This window comes from Brevundimonas vesicularis (assembly GCF_014204545.1).
Taxonomy (GTDB): Bacteria; Pseudomonadota; Alphaproteobacteria; order Caulobacterales; family Caulobacteraceae; genus Brevundimonas; species Brevundimonas vesicularis_B.
Map to the genome: position 1 here is coordinate 14,477 of NZ_JACHLJ010000004.1, position 26,930 is coordinate 41,406.

Here is a 26,930-nt window from a genome sequence, read left to right on the forward strand (position 1 = left end):
TTACGCTTGCTGTGCGTTCTTGCTCGCGGGAACGTAAAGTTCAGGAGAAGACACCCTTGGCCAACATCACTCTGGTCGATGACGACGAGAACATCGTGGCGTCCGTTTCGCTGGCGCTGGAAAGCCATGGCCACAAGATCACCGCCTATCACGACGGGGCCTCGGGTCTGGCCGCGCTGGAATCCTCGCCGCCCGATCTGGCGATCCTGGACGTGAAGATGCCGCGCATGGACGGGATGGAGGTGCTGCGTCGCCTGCGCCAGACCTCGCAGATCCCGGTGATCATGCTGACGTCCAAGGACGAGGAGATCGACGAGATCCTGGGCTTCAACCTGGGCGCGGACGACTACATCCACAAACCCTTCAGCCAGCGTCTGCTGATCGAGCGGGTCAAGGCGCTGCTGCGCCGGACGGGCGCCGATGGCGGCGAACCGGAATCGGCGGCCGAGGTCTCGGGCCGGGCGATCAAGCGCGGCAAACTGTCGATGGACCCGGCGCGCCACGAGTCGACCTGGGACGGCAAGCCCGTCAAGCTGACGGTGACCGAGTTCCTGCTGCTGCAGGCCCTGGCCCAGCGTCCGGGCTTCGTGAAGAGCCGCGACAACCTGATGGACGCCGCCTACGACGACCAGGTCTATGTCGACGACCGCACCATCGACAGCCACGTGAAGCGGATGCGCAAGAAGTTCCGCGCCGTGGACAATGAGTTCGACGCGATCGAGACCCTGTATGGCGTCGGCTACCGCTACCGCGAGAGCTGAACCGGGCGGGCGCGAGCCCGACGAGGAGCCCCAGCGCCGGCCGTTGTTCCGCTTCGGCGGATCGCGGCTGGGCGGCTTCATCCTGGTGCTCAATCTGCTCAGCCTGCTGATCCTGTTCGGCGGGGCGTTGGCGATCAATGAATGGCGTCCCGGCCTGATCGAGGCGCGTCAGGAATCCCTGACGGTTCAGGCCGAGCTGCTGGCCAATGTGTTGCGCGAAGAAGGCGTGACGCGGGGCGAGCCGACGCCCGAGCTGGACCCCATCCGCGCATCGATCTGGCTGACCGACCGGTTCATCCCGGCGGGCCAGCGGGTGCGGCTGTATGATGTGAACGGCCTGTTGCTGGTCGACAGCTATCAGGTGACCGAGGCCATCGGGGGGCGGCCCCTGCCCGACGCGCAGCCGGCGGGAACGGCGACCGAGGACGCCGCCAAGGCCAATCTGCTGTCCGAGCGCCGGGTCGCGCGCGCCGACAGCGAACTGGCGGCCGAGGTGGCGGCGGCGCTGGACGGCTCGCCCCAATCGACCCTGCGCCGCAACGAATCCGGCGACCGCGTCGTCTCCGTGTCCATTCCCGTGCGCCATGTGCGTCAGGTGCTGGGCGTGCTGACCGTCGAATCCGGGGACGTGGACGAAATCCTGGGCGCCCAGCGGCAGGCGCTGTTCCCGTTCGCCCTGGTGGCGTTGGGGGTCAATCTCTTGGGATCGCTGCTGCTGCATCTGTTCGTGGCGCGACCGATCATGCGGCTGTCGGCGGCGGCGGATCAGGTGAAGCTGCAACGCGCGCGGGCCATCTCCCTGCCGGACCTCGAGGATCGCAAGGATGAGATCGGCGATCTGGCGCGGTCGCTGGAATCGATGACCGACACCCTGTCGACGCGGATGGACGCCATCGAACGGTTCGCGGCCGATGTGTCGCACGAGATCAAGAATCCCCTGACCTCGATCCGGTCGGCGCTGGAGACCCTGCCGCTGGTCAAGACCGATGCGCACCGCGAGAAGCTGACGGCGCTGTTGCAGCAGGACGTGCGTCGGCTGGACCGGCTGATCACCGACATCTCCAACGCCTCGCGGCTGGATGCGGAGTTGTCGCGCGATCGACCGCGGCCGGTCGATCTGAACCGGCTGCTGGTCGATATCGTCGGCGTCTATGAGACGACGGCCAAGCCCGGCGACATTCCGGTCGTGCTCACGGCGCCCGAACAGGCCCTGCGGGTCATGGGGCGCGATGGGCCGTTGGGGCAGGTGTTCCGCAACCTGATCGACAACGCCCGCTCGTTCAGCCCCCCAGGCGGCGTGGTCCGGGTGACGCTGGAGGACATCGGGGACGATCTGCCGATCCGGGTCCGGGTCGAGGACCAGGGGCCGGGCATTCCGGCCGAGAACCTGGAGACGGTGTTCGAGCGGTTCTATACCTCGCGGCCCAAGGGGGCGGTGTTCGGCTCCAACTCGGGCCTGGGCTTGTCCATCGTGCGTCAGATCGTCGAGGCGCATGGCGGTCGCGTCCACGCCGAAAACAAGACCAATGACCAGGGCGGGGGCGGCGCGCGGTTCGAGATCGTCTTCCCGTCGGTCGGCCGCCGGCCATGACCCCGGACCAGCCGGTCCACGCCACCACCGTCGCCGTGCGCCGGCGCGGGGCCTGGCAGGGGGTGATGATCCTGGGACCCTCGGGCGCGGGCAAGAGTGATCTGGCGCTGCGGCTGATCGGGCGCGGCTGGCGGCTGGTCAGCGACGACTACACACAGGTCTGGGCCTCGGACGGGGCCGTTCATGCGTCGGCGCCGGCCTCCATCGCGGGTCGGATCGAGGTGCGCGGCCTCGGAATCGTGGCCGCCAGAACACGCCCGGTCTGTCGCGTGGCGCTGGCCGTGGCCTGTGTGGCGGAAGGGGTCGAACGGCTTCCGGAGCCGCGAACACGGGCTTTCGCGGGGGTCGATCTGCCCCTGCTGGCGCTGGATCCCCGACCCGCCTCGGCCGTCGATGTGGTCGCAGCGGCGTTGGAGACGCTTTGAAACCCCGAAAGACGGGTCTATGACACGCCCCTTGCGGTCCATAGAGGGCGGCGTCCGGCCTCCCTTGCCGGGCGGGGGAATGCCTGGGACGGTTCGGGGCGGGATGCGAGTGAAGTCCTCATGATCGGTCTGGTGATCGTCACCCACGGCGGGTTGGCGTCCGAGTTTCTCTCCGCCATGGAGCATGTGGTCGGCCCGCAGCGCGGCGTCGCGGCCATCTGCATCGGGCCTGACGACGACATGGAGCGGCGGCGTCGCGACATCGTCGATGCGGCCGCGGCCGTGGACGATGGCGAAGGGGTCATCCTGCTGACCGACATGTTCGGCGGTACGCCGTCCAACCTGGCCATCTCGGTGATGGAGCAGACGCGCGCCGAGGTTATCGCCGGGCTGAACCTGCCCATGCTGATCAAACTGGCCAGCGTTCGAGGACGCGAGACGCTGGAATCCTGCGTGGCCCATGCGCAGGACGCCGGGCGCAAATACATCTCCGTCGCCTCCTGGGTGCTCGCAGGCGAAAAATGACCGTCACCGCGACAATGAACATCTGCAATACGCGTGGCCTGCACGCCCGCGCCTCGGCCAAGTTCGTCAAACTGGCCTCCAGCTTCGAAAGCGAGATCCACGTCACCCGCGACGGCGTGACGGTGGACGCCCGCTCGATCATGGGCCTGCTGATGCTGGGCGCCGGCATCGGCTGCAGCATCGACGTCTCCGCCGAAGGCCCGGACGCCGAAGAGGCCATGGAAGCCCTGGCGAACCTGGTCGCGCGGAAGTTCGACGAGGATCAGTAGGCGGCGACCGTTATTTTTGAGGTTATGCCTAAGCTTAAAAGGCCGGCCGCCGGGCAATACGGCTGACATTCCGACTGTCTGCTCGGGGTGGAAGGCGGACGCCGATCAGACCATGCTAGACCAGCGTGCGCGTGGTCCGGAGGGTTCCATGGAAGCTGAGTACAGGCGGCTCAAGTCAGTTTGGCAGAGCGGGACATGCGTGCGTGAAGACGCACTTCATCTGCTCTACTTCGTGTGGATGCACGGGGCGGAGCCACGGTTCCTCACGGGCATGGAATTTGATCCCGACGCAGAAAAACTGTGGGGAGCCATCTTCGAGTTTTTCGGGCGAGAGCATTCTCAGGATGCGGAGTTTCTCCACGTGGCCGCCATTATGGCGAGTCTATTCGACTTTAACCTTTGCTATGAAGGCGAGTGGGAGAGGATGAAAGCTCGGTCGGTCCAGTTGCAGCCGGAAGGTTATTCCCCCGAGAGCTTTGATGGACGTGGCGAGTACGGTGAGTACTTCGCACATCATGCACGCGCTCGAAGGGCAAAGTCCGTGGGAAGTGATCGCCCCTCTTCAGGTCTGCGGGGTTGGGTCGTTCAGGCCGCTGAACGCTTCTTCTGCCTAGGACGTCGAAAGTCTCATTAGGGTCGCGAGCAGTCTTCGCTTCGACACCGACTTCTGGACCTTCAAACCGCGGCTTGATGCGGTACCGTTATTGGCGAGTCTTCCCGGAAGGACCGGGTCGGGAGTTACAGCCCCAGCGCCCGTCGGATGTCGCGCCAGTCGACGTATTTGAAGTTCTGGGTGCCGATATCGTTGACGTCGTCCTGGACGACGACGAGGCCGTCGGGGAAGGGGCCGACCTGACCGCTGGCGGCCGCCAGGCCGTCGGTGCCGGTGACGCCGTCGACGGCGCCGTCCACGACCTTGAACCGGCCCTTGTATTCGGGCGCTGCGCCGTCGATGCGCCAGACGGGGAAGGTGGAGTCGCCCTGGCTGGAGGCGATCAGATAGCGGCCCGAGGCGTCGGTGATCGTCGTCAGGCCTTCAGCGTCGGCGACCAGGATGTCCTTGGCGATGGGCTGGATCAGGGTGCGGGCCGCGCCGGATGCCGGGTTCAGGCCATAGCGCCACAGGCCGACGTTCTCCTCGTTGATATAGAGGGCGTCGGTGGCCTCGTCGGCCGCGCAGCCTTCGGAGATGGTTCCGATCTCGGCGCGGCGGACCAGACGCGCCGTGGGCTGGCCGGCGGCGTCCACGCCCAGGACGAACTGGCGCAGCTCGCCCTCGTGCCCGACCAGAATGGCGTGGACCTCGGCGCCGCGACGCGCAAAGCAGAAGCCGTAGGGTTCGACCACGTCGGTGGCGACCGCGCCCCAATAGCGCACGCCGTTCTGGCCGGTCCCGGCCGGGTCGAAGGTGTAGAGGGCGATGCCCGTCTTGCCCGGCGTGCGGTCGCTGGCGCCCAGCACCACCTGCGGATGGCCGCCGACCGACAGGCCCTCGACCACATCGACATTGTTCAGCAGGCCCTCGGGCAGGAACTGCAGGATCTGGCCGTCGAAGCCGTAGATGTAGAGGCCGGACTTCTTGTCCGTGCCGGCGATGAAGCCCGGGGTTTGTTGACCCATGATCGTGACCGGCGAAGCGCTGGCCCATACGGCGGGGTCGTCGGCGGCGTCCTGACCCGCCGTGCCGACCGACGGGGTTTCCAGCACGGCCATAATCGGGGCGCCGGGGCCGACCAGGCCCGCGCCCTCGCCCTGATAATCGACCTCGTGCGTGGCGCAGGCGGCGAGCAGAGCCAAGGCGGCGCAGGCGCTCAGCGAGCGGGCGAGGGAAGGGCGCATGTCGGTCTCCGGACGATCTGAACGCGTCCCTGTGGCCACGCCGCGTGTGGGTCAACGGCGAGGGCGTGACGGTTCGGCGTCGGTTCGATGACTGATGTTCCGTCAAGGGATCAAGCGTCGCCGTTCCGTCGGAAAACCGCGAACTGGGCGTCGTGGAATCGTCGCGGTCGCGTCGCCGCCCAAGGTTAAGCGGCCCCTCCATCGGCTGAAGCGAAACGTCGCTCGCCGAAGGGGACCTGACATGAAACTGAACCTGTTGATGGGCGCTGCCTTGGCGCCGATGATCCTGGCGCCGCTGGCCATGCCCGCCCATGCCGATGTCGACGCCGTGGCCTCGGCCTCAACTGCGGTCGCCGGCGACGTGATCTACGGCCGGGTGACCAACGCCGCCGGCGCACCCCTGCCGGGCGCCGAGGTTCTGGTGCGCGGGACCAGCCAGCGGGCCGTAACCAACACCCAGGGCGAGTTCACCCTGCCGACCGCCAGCGGCGCCATGGTGCTGGAGGTCAATTATCTGGGCCTGCCCTCGACCAGCCAGACGGTCGTGACCACGCCGGGCGAAGACGCCAATGTCGCCATCGTCCTGGGCGCCCAATCCGCCACCGACGTGGCCGATGTCATCGTGACCGGCGTCATCACCGACGGCGTCGCCCGCTCGCTGAACCAGCAGAAAAACGCCGACGGCACGGTCAACGTCCTGTCGGCCGACGCCATTGGCCGCTACCCCGACCCGAACGTGGCGGAATCGCTGCAACGCGTCCAAGGCATCGCCATCCAGCGCGACCAGGGCGAAGGCCGCTACATCAATGTGCGCGGCGCGCCGGCCGCCTTCACCGCCGTGTCGGTGGACGGGGTGCAGGTTCCCGCCGTCGATCCCGGCACCCGCGCCGTCGACCTGGACACCCTGCCCAGCGACATCGTCGCCAACATCGAGGTCTCCAAGACGCTGCTGCCCAGCCAGGAAGCCGATTCCATCGCCGGCGCCGTCAACATCAAGACCCGTTCGCCGTTCGACCGTCGTCGCCTGGCCATCAGCGGCTATGCCGGCGGGAGCTATAACGACTATGGCGGCGAGGACATTCGCGCCGGCGCCGCTGCGTCCAACGTTTTCGCAAACGAGACCTTCGGCGCCCTGCTGTCCGTCAGCTATTCCGAAACCAACCGCCGGCCCGACAACGTCGAGAACGCCTGGGTGAAGGAAGAGCAGAACGGCGCCGATGTCTTCGTGCTCGAAGAAACCCTGTTCAAGGATTACGAGACCAAGCGCACCCGTCAGGCCGTGACCGGCGCTCTGGAATGGCGGCCTTCCGATGACGTCCGAGCCTATCTGCGGGGGTCGTTCGCCCAGTTCGAGGACGACGAATACCGAAACACTCTGGGGCTGATCTATTCGGACGGGACGCTGCAGCCGGGCGCGACGAACACAACGGCGACTTACACCGGCGCGCGCATCACCCGCCAGCTGCGTCACCGCACGCAGAAGAATGACATCACCACCCTCGTCGCGGGCGGCGAGAAGACGTTTGCAAACGGCGCGGTCTGGGACGCCAGCCTGTCATGGGCCGACAGCGAGCAATCCTATCCGAACCGCAACGAGCTGCTGTACCGCTCCAGCGGCACGACGCTGAGCTACGACACCGGCGATCACTATATGCCGACCTATTCGGTGTTCAGCGATCCGGCGGGCTTCTATCGCGACCCGACGCGGTTCAGCTTCCGCGAGAACGCCTTCCGCGAGAATACGACCAAGCAGGAAGACGTCGCTTTCAAAACCAACTTCGAGCTGCCCAGCCAGTTCGGCGGACGTGACGTGACCTGGAAGGTCGGCGCCAAGTTCAACACCCGCGAGATCAACGCCGACGAGCAGCGCTATCGCAACCGCGCCGCCGCCGCGAGCCCTGGCACGCTGGCTTCGATGCTGAGCGACCGTCCGTCGCGCAACTATGATTACGACCTCGGCTTCAAGTTCGACGCTGGAAAGGCCGACGACTATTTCGCGCGCGTGCGCGCCGCCTCGCCCATCCGGTTGCCGGATTCGATCGCGGCCGATTACAGCGCCCAGGAAGACATTCTGGCGGGCTATGCCCAGGCGCGCTTCGACATCGGCGCGACGAACGTCATTGTCGGCCTTCGTGTGGAGAACACCAAGTTCGACGGTGAAGCTGCGGCCCTGATCGACAACGACGGCAGCGCTCCGTTCCAGATGGCCAAGGTCAGCCGGGACGACACCGAGTTCTTCCCGAACCTGACGGTGCGTCACGCCTTTTCGGACAATCTGATCGGCCGCTTCGCCCTGACGCGCTCGATCTCGCGTCCGGAGTTCAGCGAGATCGTGCCGCGTCGCATCGAGGAAACCGATGGGTCCGACATCTCTTACGAGATCGGCAACCCGGATCTGCAGCCGGCCCTGTCGAACAATATCGACCTGGGCCTGGAATATTACTTCGCCTCGCTGGGCGTTGTGTCGGCGAACGCCTTCTACAAGGACCTGACCGACTATCGCTACACCCTTAAATACAGCGAGCCGGTGACCATCGACGGCACGGTGTACGACGCCGACTTCGACACCCCGATTAATGCGCCCGAAGGCCATTTGGCGGGCCTGGAACTTAACCTGCAGCGGAAGTTTGATTTCCTGCCGGGCCTGCTGTCGGGCTTCGGCGTCTTCGGCAACTACACCTGGACCGACGCCGAGATCAAAACGGCCCAGTCCTATGGCGGTCGCGACACCTTCTCCCTGCCGGGCCAGTCGGACACGAACTACAACGCCGCCCTCTTCTACGAAATGGCCGGGTTCAGCGCGCGCCTGTCCTACACCAAGCGTGGGGACTATCTGGAAGAGATCAACGCCGACGACGCCGATCTGGACCTCTATGTCGAGGGCCGCGAACAACTGGACTTCACCGCCAGCTACGACTTCGGCAACGGGGTGGAAGTGTTCGGCGAGGCCAAGAACCTGACCGACAGCGCGGGCGTGCGCTACTACGGCGTCAAGGAGCGGACCTACGAGTACGAGAAGTTCGGCTACAACGTCTTCCTGGGCGTGCGCTTCAAGCTCTGAGCGCGCCGGTCAGACATGATCGAAGGGGCCGGGCGGCGACGTCCGGCCCTTTTTCGTGGTTTCCGCCTCTGCAATTGCTCGAAACGCGGCCCCATATGGGGTCCAGCGGTTGACCCGTGCGGGGTCGGCGCTAGTGTCCGCGCGCCTTTCCCCGCGCGCCAGAAGACCAGAGGATACCATGGCCGAAGCCACCGCCGCCTACGACGTCGTCATCATCGGCGGAGGCCCTGGCGGCTATAACGCCGCGATCCGGGCGGGCCAACTGGGCCTGAAGGTCGCCTGCGTGGAGATGCGTTCGACGCTGGGCGGCACCTGCCTGAACGTGGGCTGCATGCCGTCCAAGGCCCTGCTGCACGCGTCGGAACTGTGGAACGCCGCCAATACCGAGTTCGCCAAGATCGGCATCGAGGTCCAGCCCAAGCTGCACCTGGACCAGATGCACAAGGCCAAGGATGACAGCGTCACGGCCCTGACCAAGGGGATCGAGTTCCTGTTCAAGAAGAACAAGGCCGACTGGATCAAGGGCAAGGGCAAGATCGTCGGCAAGGGCAAGGTCGAGGTGACCGCCGCCGACGGCTCGGTCCAGACGCTGGACGCCAAGAATATCGTCATCGCCACCGGCTCGGAGCCGACCCCTCTGCCCGGCGTCGCCTTCGAGGACGGCAAGGTCATCGATTCCACCGGCGCCCTGTCGCTGCCAGCCGTGCCCAAGAAGCTGATCGTGGTCGGCGCCGGCATCATCGGCCTGGAGCTGGGCTCGGTCTGGCGCCGTCTGGGCGCCGAGGTCACGGTGGTCGAGTTCCTGGACCGGATCACGCCCGGCATGGACACCGAGGTCGCCACCGCCTTCCAGCGCACCCTGACCAAACAGGGCATGAGCTTCAAACTGGGCGCCAAGGTCACCGGCGCCAAGTCGGGCAAGGACGGGGTGGAACTGACTGTCGAGCCGTCGGCCGGCGGCGCCGCCGAGACGATCAAGGGCGACGTAGTGCTGGTCGCCATCGGCCGTCGTCCGTACACGGACGGTCTGGGTCTGGAGAGCGTCGGCGTGACGCCGGACAAGCGCGGCTTCATCGATCATGACCACTTCAAGGTGGCTGATGGCGTCTGGGTGATCGGCGACGTGACCCACGGTCCGATGCTGGCGCACAAGGCGGAAGAAGACGCGGTCGCCGTGATCGACACCATCGCCGGCAAATACGGCCACGTCGACTATGCGCTGGTGCCCAGCGTCGTCTACACTTTCCCCGAAGTGGCCTGGGTCGGTCAGACCGAGGACCAGCTGAAGGCGGCCGGCGTTCAGTACAAGAAGGGCAAATTCCCCTTCACCGCCAACAGCCGCGCCAAGATCAATCACGAGACCGACGGCTTCGTGAAGGTTCTGGCCGACGCCGCGACCGACAAGGTGCTGGGCGTCCACATCATGGGTCCGCAGGCCGGCGAGATGATCCACGAAGCCGCCATCACCATGAGCTTCGGCGGCGCGTCGGAAGACATCGCCCGCACCTGCCACGCCCACCCGACCCGTTCCGAAGCCGTTCGTCAGGCGGCCATGGATGTCGAAGGCTGGATGATGCAGGCCTGATCCGAAACGGATCGACACTGCAAGCAAGGCCCGGACGGCGACGTCCGGGCCTTTGTCACATCAGGCCAGACCTTTTAGCCGATAGAGCGCCTCCAGCGCCTCGCGGGGGGTCAGGTCGTCGGGGTCGACGTCGCGCAGGGCCAGTTCCACGGGCGAGGGGCCGCGCATCGGTTCCGGCTCGGCGACGGCGAACAGGGGCAGGTCGTCCAGGCGGGCGGCGGCGGCCTTTTCGCCCTCCAGCCGGTTGAGCACCGAGCGGGCGCGGGCGACGACGGCGCCGGGAACGCCGGCCAGTTTGGCGACCTGGACGCCGTAGGAGCGGTCGGCCGCGCCGGGCGCCGCCTCGTGCAGGAAGACCAGTTCGCCGTTCCACTCGCGCGCGACCATGGACAGGTTGCAGACGTGGTCCAGCCGCGTCTCCAGCTGGGCCAGCTCGTGATAGTGGGTGGCGAACAGGGTGCGGGCGCGGTTGGTCTCGTGCAGGGCCTCGGCCGTGGCCCAGGCGATGGCCAGACCGTCATAGGTGGCGGTGCCGCGCCCGATCTCGTCCAGAACGACGAAGCTGTGCGGCGTGGCCTGGGTCAGGATGGCGGCGGTCTCGACCATCTCCATCATGAAGGTGGAGCGGCCTCGGGCCAGGTCATCGCCGGCTCCTACTCGGCTGAACAGCCGGTCCACCACGCCCAGCCGCATCGAGCGGGCAGGCACGAAGGCGCCGGCCTGGGCCAGGATCACCAGCAGGGCGTTCTGGCGCAGGAAGGTCGACTTACCGGCCATGTTCGGGCCGGTGACGATGGCGAGGCGCGATCCGTCCTGGCCCGACCCGTCCAGCCGGGCGTTGTTGGGGGTGTATGGATCGCCGCCCGCCTTGACCGCCGCCTCGACCACCGGGTGGCGGCCGGCCTCGACGCAGAAGGTCAGGGTGTCGTCCACGATCGGGCGGGTCGCGCCGACTTCCTGGGCCCATTCGGCGAGGGCGGCATGGGCGTCCAGTTCGGCGAGCGCCTCGGCGACGGCTTGCAGCGGCTGGGCCAGGCGGGCGGCCTCGCGTCGCCAGCCCTCGAAGGTCTCGCCTTCGATGGCGAGCGCCCGGTGGCCGGCCTGGCTGATCTTGGCGTCCAGCTCCGACAGTTCGACGGTGGTGAAACGGACCTGGGCCGCCAGGGTCTGGCGGTGGATGAAGGGGCTGTCGGGCCCGGCGCGCAGCAAGGCTTCGGCGGCCTTGGCGCTGGTTTCGAGGAAATAGCCCAGGACGGCGTTGTGCTTGATCTTGAACGGCACGCCGGACTCTGCGACGGCGCGGGCCTCCAGATCGGCGACGACGCGGCGGCTGTCGTCGCGCAGGGTGCGGGCGGCGTCCAGTTCGGGGCGATAGTCGGGGCGCACATAGCCGCCGTCGCGCGCCAGATGGGACGGCTCGTCCACCAGGCCGTCGATGAGGTCGGCCTTCAGCCGCGAGACGTCGGGCGACAGGGTCAGGCGGTCCAGCGCCGCGGCGATGCGGCGCGGCTGGCCGGTCAGGGGATCGACCTGGCCCACGAACAGGCCGGCGACGCCCTCGGCGATCGACAGGCCGGTGCGCACGGCGGCCAGGTCGCGCGGGCCGCCCCGACCCAGCGCCAGACGTCCGACGGCGCGGGCGATGTCCGACGAGGCCTTCAGCGCGTCGCGCAGGTCGCGGCGCAGGTCGCGGCGCTCCAAGAGCCATTCGACAGCGTCGAGCTGTTCGTTGATGGCCAGGGGATCGCGCAGGGGCCGGGCGATGCGTTCGGCCAGGGCCCGAGCGCCGCCCGAGGTGACGCTGCGGTCGATGCAGGCCAGGAGGCTGCCCTCGCGCTCGCCGCGCTGGGTGCGATCGATCTCAAGGCTGGCGCGGGTCGCCGGGTCGATGGCCAGAAAGCCGCTTTCGCCCAGACGGCGCGGCGGGGCCAGGGCTGGGACCTTGCCGGCCTGGGTCGTCTCCAGATAGGCGGCGATCAGACCCAGCGCCGAGACCTCGGCCTCCTCGAAGGCGCCGAAGCCGTCGAGCGCCGAGACGCCGTACAGGCGTTCGACGCGGGCGCGCGCGGCCTGGGGTTCTGCGATGGCCGAGGCCAGCGCCTGGACCACGCCGCCCGAGCCGTCCAGGGCGTCGCGCGTCGCCTCGTCCGAATACATCCGGTCGGTGACCAGGACTTCGGACGGGCGGAAGGCGGCCAGGGCCGCGCCTAGGTCTTCGATAGAACACGCGACGCTGTCGACCGCGCCGGACGACAGTTCGACCACGGCGACGGCGGCTCGACCTTTACGCACCGCGACCGCCGCCAGACGGTTGGCGCCGCGCGCGTCCAGCAGACTGTCTTCGGTCAGGGTGCCGGGGGTGACGACCCGGACCACGCCGCGATGCACCACGGCCTTGCCGCCGCGCTTCTTGGCCTCGGCGGGGTCTTCCAGCTGTTCGCAGATGGCGACCTTGTGGCCGATGCGGATCAGGCGGGCGAGGTAGCCCTCCATCGCATGGACCGGCACGCCGGCCATCGGAATGTCCTCGCCCTGATGCTTGCCTCGCTTGGTCAGGGTGATGCCGAGCGCCGCCGCCGCGACCTCGGCGTCCTTGAAGAACAGCTCGTAGAAGTCGCCCATACGGAAGAAGAGGATGGCGTCCGGCTGGCCCGCCTTGGCCGTCAGATATTGCGCCATGAACGGCGTCGCGCCTTCCAGCGAGGCGGCGATTTCCGGGGGATGCCCATTTTCGGGGAATTTGGCAGGCGCGTTCATGTGGCCACAGGGTGACGGATCGCGCCCGGCGGCTCAAGGCCGTTGACCGGCTCTTGCACAGGCTTGTCGGCCCTGCGATAGGCCGCGTCAGGCGGTTAAGGGAACACGGTGTGACGCCGTGGCTGTGCCCGCAACTGTAGGCGGCGAGAGCGTCGTCCGTCCGGGGTTTCGATCCTGGCGCCACTGGGCAACTGGGAAGGCGAGGACGGCGGTTTACGACCCGCAAGCCAGGAGACCTGGCCGCCGACGTCGCTCGCTCCTGTCCGGGACCAGACAGCAGCGCGGTTTCTCCGTGGAAGCGACCCGACCTTGCGCCGTCCAGACCTTCAGCGGTCTGGCGGGTCGGTTCGCTCATGACGGTCTCTCGCGCGCATTCGCGGGGCCGAACACGGGGATATCGCTCAATGAAGCGTTCCATTCTTCTTTCGACGGCCGCGATCGCCGCCGCCTTCGCCGCGCCTGCCTTTGCCGAGGACGCGACCCAGCTGGACGAGGTCATCGTCACCGCCACCCGCATCCCGGCCATCGTCGCCGACACGCCCGGGGCCCGCGTCATCGACGGCAAGACCATCGCGCAGCGCGGCGCGATCTTCGCCGCCGACATCCTGGCCGATGTGCCGGGCCTGTCGGTGACGCGTTCGGGCGCCTTTGGCGGCGTGGCCCAGGTGCGGATGCGCGGGGCGACGCCCGGCAAGACCCTGGTCCTGGTCGACGGCGCGCCGGTCAACGATGCGGCCGAGCCGAACGGCGCCTATGACTTCTCCAGCTTCGAACTGGCCGATATCGCGCGGATCGAAGTGCTGAGCGGCCCGCAGTCGTCGCTGTGGGGCTCTGACGCCATCGGCGGGGTGATTTCGTTCACGACGCAAGAGATCGAGGGCCTGCGCGCCGAGGCCGAGGCCGGCAGCTTCGACACCGTGCGCGGCCGCTTGTCGGCCGGGGTCGCCAACGAGACCTATGCCTTCAGCGCCTATGCGTCGCGCTTCGACACCGACGGCATTTCAGCGGCGGACGAGGCCGATGGCAATACGGAGGCCGACGGCTTCCGCAGCACGACGCTCGGCGCCAAGGGGCGATATGTCCTGTCCGATGCGGTCAAGGTCGATGGATCGGTACGCTGGAACAAATCCAAGGCCGATATCGACGGCTTCCCGGCGCCGAACTATGCGCTGGCCGACACCGACGACACCCAGGAAAGCGAGCAATGGTCGGGCTTTGGCCGGGTGACGGCCAAGGCGTTCGGCCTGACCCATCAGTTCAGCGTCTCGGCGTCGGACCTGGATCGCAGCTCGGTCAGCGGCGGCTTCGGCTCGACCTTCACCGGCGACCGTCAGGCCTATCGCTGGCAGGCGAATGGCCAGGCGCAGGACATCGACTATGCGTTCGGCGTCGAGCGGAACGAGGCCTCGGCGGCCCTGTCGTCGGGCCTGTCGCGCGATCTGTCGATCACTTCGGTGTTCGGCGTGGCCCAGTACGATGTCGGCGCGCTGAACCTGACCGGCGGACTGCGGTATGACGACACCGACGATTTCGGTTCCAAGACGACGGGGCGGGTGTCGGCAGCGTACGACTTAGCCGGCGGCTTCATCCTGTCGGGCGCCTACGGCACGGGCTTCAAGTCGCCGACGGTCAGCCAGGCGGTCTGCGACTTCTGCTTTGCGCCGCGGCCCTATCCCGAGCTGAAGCCGGAAACGGCCGACAGCGTCGAGATCGCCTTGGGCTGGGCCTCGGCCGACGGTCGGTTCGACGGGCGGGCGACCCTTTATCGCCTGAACGTCGAGGACCAGATCACCTATTCGGCCGGTCGCTATATCAACGTCGCCAAGACGCGGTCGGACGGGTTCGAACTGGAAGGCCGCGCCCTGCTGGGCGGCGGTTTCGACCTGACGCTGGCCTATGCCTGGACCGACGCGACGGACCGCACAACGGGCGCGCGCCTGCTTCGCGTGCCGGAACATGCCGGTTCAGCGACCCTGGGCTGGACGGGCGACCGTCTGTCCGGCGCGCTGACGGTGCGGGCGGAAGGCGATCAGGACGATTCGGGCGGCTTCTCGACCGTGGCGCGCGACGGCTTCGTCACCGCCAATCTGAACGCGGCCTATGAACTGACCGACCAGGTCACCCTGACGGCGCGGATCGAGAACCTGGGCGACGAACACTATCAGCAGGTGTTCGGATACGGCGAGCCGGGACGGTCAGGCTATGTGGGGATCAGGCTGCGCTACTGATCCGGGCGCGGGCGTCGGCGGTGAAGGCCGCCGGCGCCTCGAGCGCCAGGGCCGCCCAGTCCAGATTGGGACAGGGGGCGTGGGCGGCGGCCAGAATGGCGCGCAGTTCGGCGGCGGAGGCGACGCTGGCCACGACCTTGTCGACGCCGGGCAGGGCCAGGGCGTAGCCCAGAGCCGCCTGCATCGGATCGCAACGCTGCTCGGCCAGACGCCGGCGCGTGCGCGATAGGGCCTGGGCATAGCTGGCCAGTTCGGCGGGAAGATCGTCGCCGCCCGCAAACAGCAGGCCGCCGGCGAAGACCGAAGACAGATGAACCGAGGCGCCTGTGTCGGCGATGGCTTCCAGAACGCCGTCCTGGGCCGCACGCTGGTCCAAGAGGCTGCACGGCACCTGGACCACGTCGGCTTCCAGACGACGGGCCAGAAGCGCGGGGCCGTCCTCGATCGTGGCGCAGAAACCGATGCGGCGGAACAGGCCGCGATCCTTCAGGCTGCGGGCGCGATCCCACAGGGCGCGGCCCTCGGCGCCGGCCAGATCGGCGGCGTTGGAAATCAGCAGAACATCGCCGCGCGGCAGGCCCATCCGCTCCAGCGAGCGGCGAGCGCGGGCCTCGACCCGGTCCAGACCTTCACTGAGCGGCACGGTGCGGACCGTAACCTGGAAAGGCGAGGGGAAGGGCCAGGCCTGACCCAGCAGGCGTTCGCCGTCGCCCTCGGGCCGGGTGGCGATCAGCTTGACGCCAGCGTCGGCTCCGGTTTGCAGCAGAAAACGCATGGCTTCTTCGCGGGCGCCGGAGGGCGCGCTCATGAAGGCGCCGGGCGCGCGCTCGGGCTCGGTCACCACGGCGAGGGCCAGGCGATGGATGGGCGACGACGCCGAAGGTGTGGCGGGGGAATACGACACGCCCGACACTATGATCGCCAATGCTTAAGGGACGCTGAGCGAGACCTTAAGCGAACCCTACTTATCCACCGCTGATATGCGCACTGAGGCGAAAATCAGGCGTCGGCGTCAGGCTGCAAGTCCGGGTGGGCCGAGGCGAAGGCGGGGTGGGCCAGGGCGGCCTGTTCGACCGCCAGCAGGCGCGGCCAGGGCGACAGGTCCATGTTGAAGCGCCGCGCCGAATACATCTGTGGAATCAGATAGCAATCCACCACGGTCGGGGCATCGCCGAAGCTCCAGCCGGCGCCGTGGCGGGCGACCAGAGCCTCCAGCGCGTCGAAGCCCGGCGCGATCCACCCTGCGGCCCAAGCGTCCACAGCGGCCTGATCGGCGTTGAATTCAGACCGTATGGCCTTCAACACGCGCAGATTGTTCAGCGGATGAATGTCGCAGCCGATCAGCGCGGCCATGGCGCGCACGGTCGCCCGGTCGTTTGCCTCCTTCGGCAGCAGGGCCGGTTCGGGGTGGGTTTCCTCCAGCCATTCCAGAATGGCCGGGCTCTGGGTCAGGACCATATCGCCGTCCTGAAGGGCGGGGACCATGCCCTGCGGGTTCAGCGCCACATAGTCGGGCGTCTTCTGTTCGCCCTTGCGCAGGTCGTGAGCGGCGTTGTCGTAGGCCAGCCCTTTCAGGTTCAGGGCGATGCGGACCCGGTAGCTGGCGCCCGAGCGCCAGTAGCCGTGCAGGATCATGGCTGCATCTCGAAGCCGAGCGTCTCCAGACCGTCGATGGTGACGACGACGCGGTCGCCTGGCTTGACAGGGCCGACGCCGGACGGGGTGCCGGTGAAGATCAGGTCCCCGGGTTGCAGCGACCACAGGGCGGCGGCGGCCGCGACGATCCGGTCGGGGTTCAGGATCATGTCGTTCAGCACGCTGTCTTGTCTGGTTTCGCCATTGACGCTCAGGCGGATGGCGCCGTCGGGCGAAGGCAGGTCGCCCAGGGTGATGGGCCCGCAGGGCGCGGACTGATCGAACCCCTTGGCGGCGTCCCAGGGCCGGCCGGCCTTCTTGGCCTCGGCCTGAAGATCACGGCGGGTCAGGTCGCAGCCGACGGCCCAGCCGACGATCGCGACCCCGCCGTCCTCATCCGGCCCGATCGCAGCGACCAGTTCGGCCTCGTAGTGCAGGTTTGCGGTCGCCGACGGATAGGACGGGTTTGCGCCGTCCGAGACGATGGCGTCGCCCGGCTTGGTGAAAAAGAAGGGCGTCTGCTTGTCGGGGTCCGATCCCATTTCGCGCGCATGGGCGGCGTAGTTCTGGCCCACGCACAGGATGCGGCGAACGGGAAACCGCTGGTCCGATCCGACGATCGGCAAGGACGGGGCGGGGCGGGGCGCGAACAGCCATTGGGTCATAGCGACCGTTCTAGTGCGGCGAAAAGCCCGTGGCGAGAGGCGCACGCCCGACCCAACTAAAGGAACCTCGTTGCGCATGTGGCGTTGCAACACGGGGTTCTCTATTCTACCGCCAAGCTTTCAACGGAGCGCGCACCATGGCCACCACCAAGGCCCGAGAAGATATCAAGGCCGACCTGAAGACCCTCAAGGAGGATCTGAAGACCGGCGCCCGCGAAGAGACTCAACGGCTGCGCGACAAGGCCGCCGAGGCTGAAGCCAAGCTGCGCGCCAAGAGCGATGAAGTTCGCGAGCAGGCTCGCAGCTATTACGACGAAGCCCGCGTGAAGGGTCGCGAATATTATGACGACGCTGCCGAACGCTTCGACGAGGCGCAACGCTATGTCGTCGAGCGCGTGCAGGAGCGTCCGCTGCAATCGACCGCCGTGGCGCTCGGCGTCGGCGTCATCCTTGGCATGCTGCTGGCCGGCCGCCGTCGCTGATGTTCAAGGGCATCGTCAAAAAACTGGTGGCGACGGCTGTCGTCGCCGCCAGTGCGTTCCTGGCCGTCGTCTTCTTGGGCGTCGCGATCTTCTATGCGCTCAGCTTGACGCTGACGCCGCTCGGCGCGGCCGCCGTGACCTTTGGTCTGTTCGCCCTGGTCGCCCTGATCGTGACACTCGTCTTCCTGAAGGGTGACAAGCACGACGACGCGGAAGAGGAAGATGAGCCTGAGGGCCTGCTGGGCAAGATCATCCATATCGTGCGCGAGCGTCCGGTCGTGGGCGCCGTGGGCGGTCTGGGCGCCGCCTTCCTGCTGCTGCGCAACCCGGCTCTGGCGGCGATCGTCGCCAGCATGGTTGCGGATCGCAAGATGGATCAGGGCGGCTATTCGCGTCGTCGCCGTCGATAGGCGATGGAACGGCCGGGCGACCCTGGCGTTGATGATGCAGACCGACGAACGGCTCCCGGGTCGCCGACGGCAACATCAACCTAGGAGAGCTAACCCCATGATGCGCTGGGCAATTATCTTCCTCGTCGTGGCCCTGGTCGCGGCTGTTCTTGGCTTTGGCGGCATTGCGAACTTCTCGTTCGAGATCGCCAAGTTCGTCGCCGTTGTGGCCATCATCTTGTTCGTCATCGCCCTGGTGGCCGGCGGACTGCGTGGACGCGGCGCGCCACGACTATAGGCTGAAGACACCAAGTCGAACGAGGGGCGGAGCCGAAGGCATCGCCCCTTTTTCATGCGTTGCGTGGCTCAACAAGAAAGAACTTTACAACGCAAAGCAATTGAGTGATGTTGTCTCATCGGTTCGAGGAGGAGAGCATCATGACCCGCGAGACCCAAGCCATTCAGGACGACATCGCCTATATGCGCAGCTTGGCGCACGAGGGGCGGCATGCCCCCCTTCTGGCCGGCCCGATCCTTATAGCCGCGGCCGTGGTTTTCGGCGGCGCTAGTCTCGGGCAGTGGGCGATTCAATCGGGCGCCGTTCAAGTGAATCCGTGGGCTCAGTTGTGGTTGTGGATCGGCGCAGGCGTCGTCTTCGCAGTCGCCCTGAGCCTCTTGATTGGGCGTATGAAGGGAAAGCCCGGCATCAACTCAGCGGGAAACAAGGCAGTGGGAGCGGCTTGGTCCGGCGTAGGCTACGGAATCTTCGTAACCTGGGTGGCGCTGGTCGCCTTGTCGGTGAAGACCGGAAACTGGTCGTGGATGGCGGTGATGCCGACGACGGTGCTGGTTGCTTATGGCTCAGCCTGGATGATCGGCGCAGCGATGACCAAAACGCGCTGGATGTCGTTCACGGCCATTGCGGCCTATGCCGGCGCGGTTGCCGTGGCTTGGTTCATCGACAGCCCCATGATCTATCTGGTCTTCACGATTGTCCTCGTCGCTATCGCCCTGATCCCAGGGATCATCCTGATGCGTCAGGAACCGTCGGAGGTGGTCTGAGCATGGCCGACGACTTCGACATCAGCCGGATCGACGACGTCATTCATGGGCGCATCCGGCTGGGGATCATGGCCTATCTGTCGGGGGCCGGGTCGGCCGACTTCACCACCCTGAAGACCCGGTTGCAGACCACGGACGGCAATCTTTCGGTCCATCTGCGAAAGCTGGAAGAGGCGGGGTTTGTCGCCGTCTCCAAGAGTTTCAACGGTCGCAAGCCGCTGACGGAGGCCAGTCTGACCGATCAGGGACGCGACGCCTTCGTCGCCTATCTGGATGCGATGGCTGGCCTGCTGCCAGAGCGGTGAACATAGGCTAGAAACGCGGTCATGACCGAGCGCCTTCACGCCTTCGAGGCCATCGACAACTTTCGGGACTACGGCGACTACGCCACGGTGGCCGGGCGGCGCGTGAAGCCCGGCCGTTTGTTGCGTTCGGCCCACCACGCTCGCGCCAGCGAGGCGGACCTGGAGCGGCTGGAGGCGTTTGACATCGGGGCCGTGGTCGATCTGCGCCGACCCAGCGAGCGCCGCGACCAGCCGTCGCGTCGGCCTGAAGGCTTCAGCTGGCAGATCATCGAAGGCGGCGTGGACGACGGGGCCGAGGCGCCGCACATCACCTTTCTGAAGACCGCCGACCTGACGCCGGACTCGGGCCGGCGCTTCATGACCCAGACCTATCGCGCCCTGCCGTTCGACTCCTCGCATCAGGACGTGTTCGGCCGCTATTTCCAAGCCCTAGCGGATCATGACGAAACTTCTCGAAATCGGGCGGTGGTGATCCATTGCGCGGCGGGCAAGGACCGGACGGGTTTTCTCGCCGCCCTGACCCACCACCTGCTGGGCGTGTCGCGCGACGATATGGTCGAGGACTATCTGCTGACCAACACCGCCGTCGATCTGGCGGGCCGAGCGCCCGGCATCGCCAAACAGCTGCACAAGATGACGGGTCGGGTGGCCTCGGACGACGCGATCGTGGCCTTCCTGGGCGTCGAGGCCGCCTATCTGGAAGCCGCCCTTGCCGAGGTCGAGGCGCGGCACGGATCGGTGGACGCCTATCTGAAGGAGGCGCTGGGCGTCGATGCGACGCGGCGTGATCGGATCGTGGAGCGGCTGACCGCGTGAGCGAGGTTTTCAGCCACACCGTCACGCGCGACGCGCCTTGGGTCGATCCGGTCGCCGTGGCGGCGGGTCTCGGCGGCGGCGACGGCGCGTTATCCCTGCTGTCGGACGGCGGGCCGGGCGGCCGCTGGTCCCACGTCGCCCAGGCGCCGGACGTCGTGCGGGTCGGCCCGGTGGATGACGCCGCGCCGTTCGAGGCGCTGCGGGATCCGGTGTTCGCCGCCGGGGTGGTGGGTCTGGCCGCCTATGACGCAGGCGCCCGGCCGGCCACCGGACCGCGCAAGACGGTCTGGCCCGATCTGATGCTGGCGCGCTATCCCGCCATGCTGAGCTTCGATCATCTTGAACGCTCGGTGTGCGCCACGGGAAGAGGTGCGACGGCGGAGCAGGCCACAGCGGCGGCCGAGCGCGCCCTGACTTGGCTAGGCAAGGCCGCACCGGTCGTGACCCCCTCCGTGCCGGCCGATCGGTTCGAGGCCGAGGCGCCGGCGAGCGCCTACCGCGACGCGGTCGCGGATGTGGTGGAGCGCATCGGGGCGGGGGAACTGTTCCAGGCCAATATCGCCCGGGCCTGGTCCGGCGAGCTGAAGCCTGGCCGCGATCCGTTCGAGGTCTTCCTGCGGCTGCAAAAGGAGCGGGCGTCGCCGTTCGGGGCCTATTGGCGGGTCGGGGATCGAGCGCTGGTGTCGAACTCCCCCGAACTGTTCCTCGCCTGCGATCCCGCCAGCCGCCGCATCGAGGCGCGCCCGATCAAGGGCACTCGACCGCGGGCGGACGACCCCGATCAGGACCAGGCTCTGGCGACAGAGCTTCGGGCCAGCCTTAAAGATCGGGCGGAAAATCTGATGATCGTGGATCTGATGCGCAACGATCTGGCGCGCGTGTCACAGCCCGGATCGGTTCAAGTCCAAACGCTGTTCGAGGTCGAACATCATCCGACGGTGCATCATCTGGTCTCGACCGTGACGGGCGAAGCCAAGCCCGCGGTCGGTCCAGGCGAGTTGCTGGAGGCGACCTTTCCGCCGGGTTCGATCACCGGCGCGCCTAAGCATCAGGCTATGAAAGTGATCGCCGCGCACGAGCCGCCGCGCGGACCCTGGTGCGGGTCGTTGTTCCTCATCGGCGGTGACGGCGCAATGACCGCCTCTGTTCTCATCCGCACGGCCGGTTTCGAGCTGGAGAACGACGTCTGGCGCTATCGCACCCTCGCCGGCGCCGGCATCGTCGCGGACAGCGATCCGGCCGCCGAGGAGGCCGAAACGGACGTCAAGATTTCAGCGATGCGGCAGGCGCTGGTCGGGATGTAAGGATCAGCAACCGCTGCAAGGGATCGTTTCGACGGTGCGCGGACGCAGATAGGCCATGCGATTGAACTTGGTCACATAGGGCGCGACTCGGTCGAATGGCGATGTGTAGTCATAAAACGCTTCGGCGACGATCACCGACTCACCGTTGGCCAACATATCTGAAGGGACCTTGGCCTGTGCGACCGTCAGTTTTGACGTGATCCCTTTTCCAACACTCCAGTCCACCTTGTAGGTCGTCGCATTTACACGCGTGACGCTGCTGACGCGTTGGGTCAATGAAGACGAAGAAAACGGCGCCATGATCAAATCGCCGATCGCAAACACGTCGGACAGGTCGGTTTTGTTTGTGCTGTCGCTTTGGGATACCAGGTCCGCCACCATAGCGGCGACGTGGCCCGTTCTTTTCAGCGCCATATAGCCCTGACAAAACTCCACCATGCTGAAATAGAACAAGATCAGGATCGGCGCGAGGAATGCGAATTCCACTGCGGCGATGCCGCGGGTGTCGCGTCCGTACGATCGAATGAATGAGGGCATGCGCAATCGCGTCATTGCCACGGTTCATTGCGGAAGACGGTCGTCGCACTCAGCAAGACCTTTCCTGTTCCGATCCGAGATACCGCCTGGCTTAGAAGAGGCGTAGCGAGAGGGTGTGCATACCAGATGCGAACCAGAATCAGATCACCAGCCTTGCCGCCATTGTAGATGGTCTTTTTGTCATCCATGGCGTTGTTGGTGATCGGATCCTCGACAGCCGGCGCGCTGAACTTGGGAATAACTCTCACGTCCACGGTCATTCGACTGTCACAGTCGGATTTGAACACGACCATCTTCGAGCAGACCTGAGCTTTGAATTTGGTCTTGTCGAAACCCTGCGCATGGGCCTGGCCGGTGCGAATGAGACGTCCGCTATCCATGGTCGCCGTTTCAAGCACTGAATCCAGTACAAATACGACGCCCAACTCCAGGATCGAAAAGATCATCAGGAAGAAGGGGATGGCGACCATCGCGAATTCGACGGCGGCCGACCCTTCTCGCCTCCGCCTGACGAGGCTGGAACGCGACTTCAATGATCTCCGAGCGCGCATGGTTGAAGTCAGGGAGCTGAAGGCGCAGCGGATGGCGAGGAGGATCGGACGCTGGGCGTGCAAGAGGCGCCGCAGGCCATCTCCGTTGCCTGGGCGCCGCGCCAGACCCGAACCGAACCGGTAGAGCCGCCGGTCACAACGATCTCGCGTTGGAAGAGAGTGCGGCCTACGCCGTCGACCGCGACGACTTCCGTAACACCATAGCCCTTGCCGACGATGAACATGGTGTTGGCGTCGACCAGCGACACATCGGCGATCTGGGGGTTGCCGACGATGATGGAAGCGGCGGCGCCGCGAAGCTGAACGCGCGCCGAGCGATCGATCTCAACGTTCAGCGCGCCATCTTGGGCGCTGGCGACGACGGGGGCGACGATGAGGGCGGCGGCGATCAGGAAGGACGGGATGCGAGACATCGGCGGCTCTGGATAGTGGCGCGTGCAAACGCGGACGCGCGCATGATGCAGCCGTGATCCTCAACAAAGGCTGAAGCAGGGATATGAGAATTTTCTTTGGTAAATCTGCGCGTAACCAAACCTCGTGACTCAGATTTAACGGGCCTCGTGCATTTTGATCCTGCGTTTGGGGGTCAAGCGGGCTACCGGCTCCCCCCGCCAAGTTGCTCGCTAGACCATTTGAAAAAGGACCTACCCATGACCAAGTTCATCTCGCGCTTCGCCAAAGACGAATCGGGCGCCACCGCCATCGAATACGGCCTGATCGCTGCTCTGATCGCCGTCGCCCTTATCACCGTGCTTGGCACCATGAGCGGCAGCCTGAAAAACACCTTCACGAAGGTCAGCACTGAGCTTGATACGGCGAACGCCGGCTAATCGTCAGACGTTCAAAGTCGTGAGAATGGGGCCGGGGCTGAAAAGCTCCGGCCCTTTTCTGTGGTCGAAACTCAACATTAAGTCCTGTCGCACAACATGTCGGTCATGGACATTCTGCTGCTCACCCTGCTCGGCGTCTTTCCGGCCCTTGTCATCGTCGGGGGCCTGCACGACCTGCTCACGATGAAGATCCCGAACTGGATCTCGCTGGCCCTGATCGGCGCCTTCTTCCCTATCGCCTTTCTGATCGGCGCCGCGCCGATGGATGTCGCCATCCATGTCGGCATCGGGTTTGCGGCCCTGCTGGTCGGCATGGGCATGTTCGCCGCCGGCTGGATCGGCGGAGGCGACGCCAAGCTGCTGGCCGCCAGTTGTCTCTGGATGGGGATGAGCGGCGTCGCGCCCTTTTTGATCTACACCGGCATCGCGGGCGGCGCCTTCTGCCTGCTGCTGATGACTGCGCGTCAGTATTTTCCGATGGTCGCGCCTTCGGTGTCGCAAGGCTGGGTCATCAATCTGATGCAGCCCAAGGGCGATATTCCTTACGGCGTCGCCATCGCCATCGGCGCCCTGCTGGCCTTGCCTGAGAGCGGGCTGCTGCTGACGTTCGCCTCGGGGCGCTGACGCCCCGTTGACCGGCGTTCGCGGCGCTTAGGAAGCGTTAACCCGCAAGGCCCATGATCGTTAACGGTAGGCGTCGGGGGATGAATCCGAAACACGGCGCCTGCTGGAGACATTCTGGATGAAGCCCGCCCGCATCGTCGTCATCTGCATCGCCGCCGTCTCGGCCATCGGTCTGGCCCTGGTGGTCCGAGCCATGGGCTCGTCGTCGAACGAACCCACGACACCTGCCGCCGCCGCTCCCGTCGAAGTCCGTCCGATGGCCAAGGTTCTGGTCGCCGCCAAGGATCTGGAACCCGGTAAGCGTCTGGTGGAGGCTGATCTGGAATGGAAAGATTGGCCCGTAGACGAGGTCAATCCCGTCTTCATCACCGACGGCTCCACGCCGGTTCCCGCCAAGCCCGCTGCGGAAAGCGCGACCGCGAAGGCGACGGACGCCGTGAACCGCGTCGCCAAGGCGGCGACGGAGCTGGCCACGACCGGCGCCAAGTCCGACTACATCGGCTCCGTGGTCCGTGAACCTATTCTGGCTGGCGAGCCGATCGTGTCGCGCAAGATCGTGCGCGCCGGCGACAGCGGTTATCTGGCCGCCTATTTGGAGCCGGGCATGCGGGCCATGGCCATCGCCGTGACGGTCGAATCCGCGGCCGGCGGGTTCATCCTGCCGGGCGACCGCGTCGATGTGGTGCTGACCGCCGAAACCAACCGCGACGGCGCCGTCGAGGGCGCGACCAAATCCAAGTTCGCCTCGGGCGTCGTGCTGCAGAACATCAAGGTCCTGGCCATTGACCAGGCGACCCGCGTCGGCGACGACGCCCAGGCGGTGGTCGGCGCCACTGCGACCCTGGAAGTGCGGCCGCAGGAATCGGTTCTGCTGGCCCAGGCCAAGTCCGAGGGCGAACTGTCGCTGTCGCTGCGATCCTATGCCGACACCGCCGGACCATCTGGCGCCACGCGCCGCCCTGTCGCGGCCGTTTCCCAACCCCAGGCCGTGCGCATCTATCGCGGCGGCGCGCCTGAAGTGGTGGCCGTGCCATGAGGACTCAACCGATGCGCCGACCCAAGATGCGCAAGGCCGCCGCCGCCGCAACCTGCGCGCTGCTCGCCACCCTGGCCGCCGCGCCTGCCGGCGTCGCCCAAACCCGCGCCGCTGTATCGACGGGTGCGGCGCAGCGTCTGATCAACCTGCCGCGCGGCACCTCGTTCGCGGTGGATCTGCCGGCCGACGCCCGCGACGTCATCGTCTCCAATCCGCAGGTGGCCGAAGCCATGCTGCACTCGCCGCGCCGCATCACCGTCATCGGCATCGCGCCGGGTGAGACCGACGCCGTCTTCCTGGATGCGGCGGGCCGCACCATCCTGAGCCTGCGGGTTCGGGTGGACGCCGGCACCAGCGCGCTTCAGGACACGCTGAGCCGCATCGCTCCGGGAGGGCAAATCCACGCGGAAGCCGTCAATGACAGCGTCATCTTAACCGGCGTTGCGGATAATCCCGCCCAGGCGGCTCAGGCCGCGCGCGTCGCCGCCGCCTTTGTCTCTGCGCCGGAGAAGGTGATCAACATGATCAGCGTCGCCGGTTCCGACCAGGTGACGCTGCGGGTGCGCGTGGTGGAGGTGCAACGCAATGCGCTGAAACAGCTTGGCTTCAGCTCCGACATTTTAAAGGGGGCGGGCATCCATTCGTATGGCTTCAGCCGCCCCAATACCTATGGCGTCAACGGATCGGCGGCCGGCGGAACGGGTCTGTGCTACGGTCAAAATGGCGGCCGGACCACGAACGTGTCGAACTCGAACAGCAGCACCAGCCAGACCAGTTCCGGCGGGGCGTCGGCCACCGGGCAACAGGCGACGAGCGGCTCCTTCCCCTCGACCGTCACCGTGACAGATATCAATGGTAACGTTGTCCAGATTCCCGCCACAGCTATCGGTCAATCGACCGTGTCCTCTGGCTCTAGCAACACGATCACTAACGCCATCTCCAACATTGCGTCGACCGCCTTCCAAACGCTGACGGGCACGAATGCGAGCGGCTGTCTTGAGGCCTTCGAACGCGTGGGATTGGCTCGGACGCTGGCCGAACCCAACCTGACGTCTGTGAATGGCGAAGCGGCGAACTTCCTGGCCGGCGGCGAGTTTCCGCTGCCAACGGGACGTGACCGGGATGGCAACATCACCGTCATCTACAAGCCCTATGGCGTGGGCCTGGCCTTCCGACCGGTGGTCATGTCCGGCGGTCGCATCTCCTTGCAGGTGAAGGTCGAGGTTTCAGAACTGACGGCGCAGGGTGGCTTCACCATCGGCGCCGGTACCCCCTCGTCCATCACTCTGCCGGGTCTGACGGTCCGGCGCAGCGAGAACACCGTGGAGCTGCCATCGGGCGGCTCGATGATGATCGCAGGCCTGCTTCAGGAAACCACGCGCCAGACGGTGGACTCTTTGCCGGGTGTCACCAACCTGCCGGTGTTGGGATCCCTGTTCCGCTCGCGCGACTATCTGATGGGCGAGACCGAACTCGTGGTCATCGTCGAGCCCTATATCGTCAGCCCGACGTCGCCCGATCGGATGCAGACGCCGGCGGACGGCCTGCGCATGGCCAGCGACAGTCAGACCATCTTCTTTGGCCAGTTGAACCAGGTCTATGGGCTGCCGAATGCGCCCCCGGCCGGTTCGGTCGGCTATGTGATCGAGTGAG

Annotated in this window: 28 protein-coding genes and 1 riboswitch; of the genes, 20 read left to right on the forward strand and 8 right to left on the reverse strand. The window is 66.5% G+C overall.

Annotated elements, in window-relative coordinates; genetic code table 11:
- Positions 1–56: 56 nt before the first annotated feature.
- From HNP47_RS14140 to HNP47_RS14165, 6 genes are all read left to right on the forward strand, one after another.
- Positions 57–761: a response regulator transcription factor gene (locus HNP47_RS14140; RefSeq protein WP_039243953.1), complete on the forward strand. Its 705-nt coding sequence runs from the start codon at positions 57–59 to the stop codon at positions 759–761.
- A complete protein-coding gene (locus HNP47_RS14145; protein ID WP_184280047.1) occupies positions 730–2,352 on the forward strand; it encodes an ATP-binding protein in 1,623 nt (540 codons plus the stop codon). Before HNP47_RS14140 ends, HNP47_RS14145 begins: the two co-directional genes overlap by 32 nt.
- Positions 2,349–2,777 (forward strand): HPr kinase/phosphorylase, encoded by a 429-nt coding sequence (locus HNP47_RS14150; RefSeq protein ID WP_184280048.1) that lies wholly within the window; start codon positions 2,349–2,351, stop codon positions 2,775–2,777. Before HNP47_RS14145 ends, HNP47_RS14150 begins: the two co-directional genes overlap by 4 nt.
- 120 nt (positions 2,778–2,897) lie before the next feature.
- Positions 2,898–3,302, forward strand: coding sequence for a PTS sugar transporter subunit IIA (locus tag HNP47_RS14155; protein ID WP_017506133.1), 405 nt, complete (start codon positions 2,898–2,900; stop codon positions 3,300–3,302).
- On the forward strand, positions 3,299–3,571 hold the full coding sequence (locus tag HNP47_RS14160; protein WP_184280049.1) for an HPr family phosphocarrier protein: 273 nt from the start codon (positions 3,299–3,301) through the stop codon (positions 3,569–3,571). The genes HNP47_RS14155 and HNP47_RS14160 overlap by 4 nt, the downstream gene beginning before the upstream one ends.
- 148 nt (positions 3,572–3,719) lie before the next feature.
- Complete coding sequence (locus tag HNP47_RS14165) at positions 3,720–4,205, forward strand: hypothetical protein (protein ID WP_184280050.1); 486 nt, start codon at positions 3,720–3,722, stop codon at positions 4,203–4,205.
- Between the two features lie 104 nt (positions 4,206–4,309).
- Here HNP47_RS14165 and HNP47_RS14170 read toward each other — a convergent pair whose 3' ends face one another.
- A complete protein-coding gene (locus HNP47_RS14170) occupies positions 4,310–5,410 on the reverse strand; it encodes a phytase (RefSeq protein ID WP_184280051.1) in 1,101 nt (366 codons plus the stop codon).
- A gap of 241 nt (positions 5,411–5,651) precedes the next feature.
- On the opposite strand from HNP47_RS14170, the gene HNP47_RS14175 reads away from it, so the two are divergent.
- Both HNP47_RS14175 and lpdA read left to right on the forward strand, forming a co-directional pair.
- Complete coding sequence (locus HNP47_RS14175; protein WP_184280052.1) at positions 5,652–8,471, forward strand: TonB-dependent receptor; 2,820 nt, start codon at positions 5,652–5,654, stop codon at positions 8,469–8,471.
- 178 nt (positions 8,472–8,649) lie between these two features.
- Positions 8,650–10,056, forward strand: a complete 1,407-nt coding sequence (gene lpdA / locus HNP47_RS14180; protein WP_184280053.1) for a dihydrolipoyl dehydrogenase — start codon at positions 8,650–8,652, stop codon at positions 10,054–10,056.
- A gap of 60 nt (positions 10,057–10,116) precedes the next feature.
- Here the strand turns inward: lpdA and mutS are convergent, their stop codons facing one another.
- Complete coding sequence (gene mutS, locus HNP47_RS14185; protein WP_409360163.1) at positions 10,117–12,735, reverse strand: DNA mismatch repair protein MutS; 2,619 nt, start codon at positions 12,733–12,735, stop codon at positions 10,117–10,119.
- A gap of 128 nt (positions 12,736–12,863) precedes the next feature.
- A riboswitch (cobalamin riboswitch) is annotated at positions 12,864–13,073 on the forward strand.
- A gap of 144 nt (positions 13,074–13,217) precedes the next feature.
- Between mutS and HNP47_RS14190 the strand changes: the two genes are divergently transcribed.
- Positions 13,218–15,041: a TonB-dependent siderophore receptor gene (locus HNP47_RS14190; RefSeq protein ID WP_184280055.1), complete on the forward strand. Its 1,824-nt coding sequence runs from the start codon at positions 13,218–13,220 to the stop codon at positions 15,039–15,041.
- Here the strand turns inward: HNP47_RS14190 and HNP47_RS14195 are convergent.
- The 3 genes from HNP47_RS14195 to HNP47_RS14205 all read right to left on the reverse strand — a co-directional run bounded on the left by HNP47_RS14195 (position 15,025) and on the right by HNP47_RS14205 (position 17,341).
- On the reverse strand, positions 15,025–15,945 hold the full coding sequence (locus HNP47_RS14195) for an aldo/keto reductase (protein ID WP_311770082.1): 921 nt from the start codon (positions 15,943–15,945) through the stop codon (positions 15,025–15,027). The genes HNP47_RS14190 and HNP47_RS14195 overlap by 17 nt on opposite strands.
- 95 nt (positions 15,946–16,040) lie before the next feature.
- Positions 16,041–16,676: a maleylacetoacetate isomerase gene (gene maiA, locus HNP47_RS14200; protein ID WP_184280057.1), complete on the reverse strand. Its 636-nt coding sequence runs from the start codon at positions 16,674–16,676 to the stop codon at positions 16,041–16,043.
- Positions 16,673–17,341, reverse strand: a complete 669-nt coding sequence (locus tag HNP47_RS14205) for a fumarylacetoacetate hydrolase family protein (RefSeq protein WP_184280058.1) — start codon at positions 17,339–17,341, stop codon at positions 16,673–16,675. The genes maiA and HNP47_RS14205 overlap by 4 nt, the downstream gene beginning before the upstream one ends.
- Before the next feature lie 137 nt (positions 17,342–17,478).
- Here HNP47_RS14205 and HNP47_RS14210 point away from each other — a divergent pair, with 137 nt between their 5' ends.
- The 7 genes from HNP47_RS14210 to HNP47_RS14240 all read left to right on the forward strand — a co-directional run bounded on the left by HNP47_RS14210 (position 17,479) and on the right by HNP47_RS14240 (position 21,699).
- Positions 17,479–17,823: a YqjD family protein gene (locus HNP47_RS14210; protein WP_017506144.1), complete on the forward strand. Its 345-nt coding sequence runs from the start codon at positions 17,479–17,481 to the stop codon at positions 17,821–17,823.
- Entirely contained in the window at positions 17,823–18,233 is a 411-nt protein-coding gene (locus HNP47_RS14215; protein WP_184280059.1) for a hypothetical protein, read from the forward strand. The genes HNP47_RS14210 and HNP47_RS14215 overlap by 1 nt, the downstream gene beginning before the upstream one ends.
- 97 nt (positions 18,234–18,330) lie before the next feature.
- A complete protein-coding gene (locus tag HNP47_RS14220; protein WP_039243970.1) occupies positions 18,331–18,510 on the forward strand; it encodes a DUF1328 domain-containing protein in 180 nt (59 codons plus the stop codon).
- Positions 18,511–18,650: 140 nt separating this feature from the next.
- The gene (locus HNP47_RS14225; RefSeq protein WP_260394878.1) at positions 18,651–19,274 is read left to right on the forward strand and encodes a hypothetical protein; all 624 of its coding nucleotides are present in this window, start codon (positions 18,651–18,653) and stop codon (positions 19,272–19,274) included.
- Between the two features lie 2 nt (positions 19,275–19,276).
- Positions 19,277–19,579 (forward strand): transcriptional regulator, encoded by a 303-nt coding sequence (locus HNP47_RS14230; RefSeq protein WP_039243973.1) that lies wholly within the window; start codon positions 19,277–19,279, stop codon positions 19,577–19,579.
- 21 nt (positions 19,580–19,600) lie between these two features.
- Positions 19,601–20,395, forward strand: coding sequence for a tyrosine-protein phosphatase (locus HNP47_RS14235; protein ID WP_184280061.1), 795 nt, complete (start codon positions 19,601–19,603; stop codon positions 20,393–20,395).
- Positions 20,392–21,699, forward strand: coding sequence for an anthranilate synthase component I family protein (locus tag HNP47_RS14240; RefSeq protein WP_184280062.1), 1,308 nt, complete (start codon positions 20,392–20,394; stop codon positions 21,697–21,699). The genes HNP47_RS14235 and HNP47_RS14240 overlap by 4 nt, the downstream gene beginning before the upstream one ends.
- A gap of 3 nt (positions 21,700–21,702) precedes the next feature.
- Here the strand turns inward: HNP47_RS14240 and HNP47_RS14245 are convergent, their stop codons facing one another.
- From HNP47_RS14245 to HNP47_RS14255, 3 genes are read right to left on the reverse strand one after another with little or no spacing between them, the layout of a single operon-like run.
- On the reverse strand, positions 21,703–22,236 hold the full coding sequence (locus HNP47_RS14245) for a TadE/TadG family type IV pilus assembly protein (protein WP_184280063.1): 534 nt from the start codon (positions 22,234–22,236) through the stop codon (positions 21,703–21,705).
- Positions 22,237–22,247: 11 nt separating this feature from the next.
- Positions 22,248–22,787, reverse strand: a complete 540-nt coding sequence (locus tag HNP47_RS14250; protein WP_184280064.1) for a TadE/TadG family type IV pilus assembly protein — start codon at positions 22,785–22,787, stop codon at positions 22,248–22,250.
- 8 nt (positions 22,788–22,795) lie between these two features.
- Positions 22,796–23,200: a pilus assembly protein N-terminal domain-containing protein gene (locus tag HNP47_RS14255; RefSeq protein ID WP_184280065.1), complete on the reverse strand. Its 405-nt coding sequence runs from the start codon at positions 23,198–23,200 to the stop codon at positions 22,796–22,798.
- A gap of 237 nt (positions 23,201–23,437) precedes the next feature.
- On the opposite strand from HNP47_RS14255, the gene HNP47_RS14260 reads away from it, so the two are divergent.
- The 4 genes from HNP47_RS14260 to HNP47_RS14275 all read left to right on the forward strand — a co-directional run bounded on the left by HNP47_RS14260 (position 23,438) and on the right by HNP47_RS14275 (position 26,929).
- Complete coding sequence (locus tag HNP47_RS14260) at positions 23,438–23,617, forward strand: Flp family type IVb pilin (protein ID WP_184280066.1); 180 nt, start codon at positions 23,438–23,440, stop codon at positions 23,615–23,617.
- 105 nt (positions 23,618–23,722) lie between these two features.
- Entirely contained in the window at positions 23,723–24,241 is a 519-nt protein-coding gene (locus HNP47_RS14265) for a prepilin peptidase (protein ID WP_184280067.1), read from the forward strand.
- A gap of 118 nt (positions 24,242–24,359) precedes the next feature.
- Positions 24,360–25,277, forward strand: coding sequence for a Flp pilus assembly protein CpaB (gene cpaB / locus HNP47_RS14270; RefSeq protein ID WP_184280068.1), 918 nt, complete (start codon positions 24,360–24,362; stop codon positions 25,275–25,277).
- Positions 25,278–25,288: 11 nt separating this feature from the next.
- Entirely contained in the window at positions 25,289–26,929 is a 1,641-nt protein-coding gene (locus tag HNP47_RS14275; protein ID WP_184280069.1) for a type II and III secretion system protein family protein, read from the forward strand.
- Position 26,930 lies beyond the last annotated feature (1 nt).

Bases quoted from the DNA above. Each gene is read 5' to 3' on its own strand.
- HNP47_RS14175 (WP_184280052.1), top strand. From the start codon at position 5,652: ATGAAACTGAACCTGTTGATGGGCGCTGCCTTGGCGCCGATGATCCTG.
- HNP47_RS14225 (WP_260394878.1), top strand. From the start codon at position 18,651: ATGACCCGCGAGACCCAAGCCATTCAGGACGACATCGCCTATATGCGC.
- HNP47_RS14160 (WP_184280049.1), top strand. From the start codon at position 3,299: ATGACCGTCACCGCGACAATGAACATCTGCAATACGCGTGGCCTGCAC.
- HNP47_RS14165 (WP_184280050.1), top strand. From the start codon at position 3,720: ATGGAAGCTGAGTACAGGCGGCTCAAGTCAGTTTGGCAGAGCGGGACA.
- maiA (WP_184280057.1), bottom strand. From the start codon at position 16,676: ATGATCCTGCACGGCTACTGGCGCTCGGGCGCCAGCTACCGGGTCCGC.
- HNP47_RS14275 (WP_184280069.1), top strand. From the start codon at position 25,289: ATGCGCCGACCCAAGATGCGCAAGGCCGCCGCCGCCGCAACCTGCGCG.
- mutS (WP_409360163.1), bottom strand. From the start codon at position 12,735: ATGGCGCAATATCTGACGGCCAAGGCGGGCCAGCCGGACGCCATCCTC.
- HNP47_RS14205 (WP_184280058.1), bottom strand. From the start codon at position 17,341: ATGACCCAATGGCTGTTCGCGCCCCGCCCCGCCCCGTCCTTGCCGATC.
- HNP47_RS14255 (WP_184280065.1), bottom strand. From the start codon at position 23,200: ATGTCTCGCATCCCGTCCTTCCTGATCGCCGCCGCCCTCATCGTCGCC.
- HNP47_RS14170 (WP_184280051.1), bottom strand. From the start codon at position 5,410: ATGCGCCCTTCCCTCGCCCGCTCGCTGAGCGCCTGCGCCGCCTTGGCT.
- cpaB (WP_184280068.1), top strand. From the start codon at position 24,360: ATGAAGCCCGCCCGCATCGTCGTCATCTGCATCGCCGCCGTCTCGGCC.
- HNP47_RS14235 (WP_184280061.1), top strand. From the start codon at position 19,601: ATGACCGAGCGCCTTCACGCCTTCGAGGCCATCGACAACTTTCGGGAC.
- HNP47_RS14210 (WP_017506144.1), top strand. From the start codon at position 17,479: ATGGCCACCACCAAGGCCCGAGAAGATATCAAGGCCGACCTGAAGACC.
- HNP47_RS14260 (WP_184280066.1), top strand. From the start codon at position 23,438: ATGACCAAGTTCATCTCGCGCTTCGCCAAAGACGAATCGGGCGCCACC.
- HNP47_RS14150 (WP_184280048.1), top strand. From the start codon at position 2,349: ATGACCCCGGACCAGCCGGTCCACGCCACCACCGTCGCCGTGCGCCGG.
- lpdA (WP_184280053.1), top strand. From the start codon at position 8,650: ATGGCCGAAGCCACCGCCGCCTACGACGTCGTCATCATCGGCGGAGGC.
- HNP47_RS14230 (WP_039243973.1), top strand. From the start codon at position 19,277: ATGGCCGACGACTTCGACATCAGCCGGATCGACGACGTCATTCATGGG.
- HNP47_RS14220 (WP_039243970.1), top strand. From the start codon at position 18,331: ATGATGCGCTGGGCAATTATCTTCCTCGTCGTGGCCCTGGTCGCGGCT.
- HNP47_RS14245 (WP_184280063.1), bottom strand. From the start codon at position 22,236: ATGCCCTCATTCATTCGATCGTACGGACGCGACACCCGCGGCATCGCC.
- HNP47_RS14250 (WP_184280064.1), bottom strand. From the start codon at position 22,787: ATGCGCGCTCGGAGATCATTGAAGTCGCGTTCCAGCCTCGTCAGGCGG.
- HNP47_RS14145 (WP_184280047.1), top strand. From the start codon at position 730: ATGGCGTCGGCTACCGCTACCGCGAGAGCTGAACCGGGCGGGCGCGAG.
- HNP47_RS14215 (WP_184280059.1), top strand. From the start codon at position 17,823: ATGTTCAAGGGCATCGTCAAAAAACTGGTGGCGACGGCTGTCGTCGCC.
- HNP47_RS14265 (WP_184280067.1), top strand. From the start codon at position 23,723: ATGGACATTCTGCTGCTCACCCTGCTCGGCGTCTTTCCGGCCCTTGTC.
- HNP47_RS14190 (WP_184280055.1), top strand. From the start codon at position 13,218: ATGAAGCGTTCCATTCTTCTTTCGACGGCCGCGATCGCCGCCGCCTTC.
- HNP47_RS14155 (WP_017506133.1), top strand. From the start codon at position 2,898: ATGATCGGTCTGGTGATCGTCACCCACGGCGGGTTGGCGTCCGAGTTT.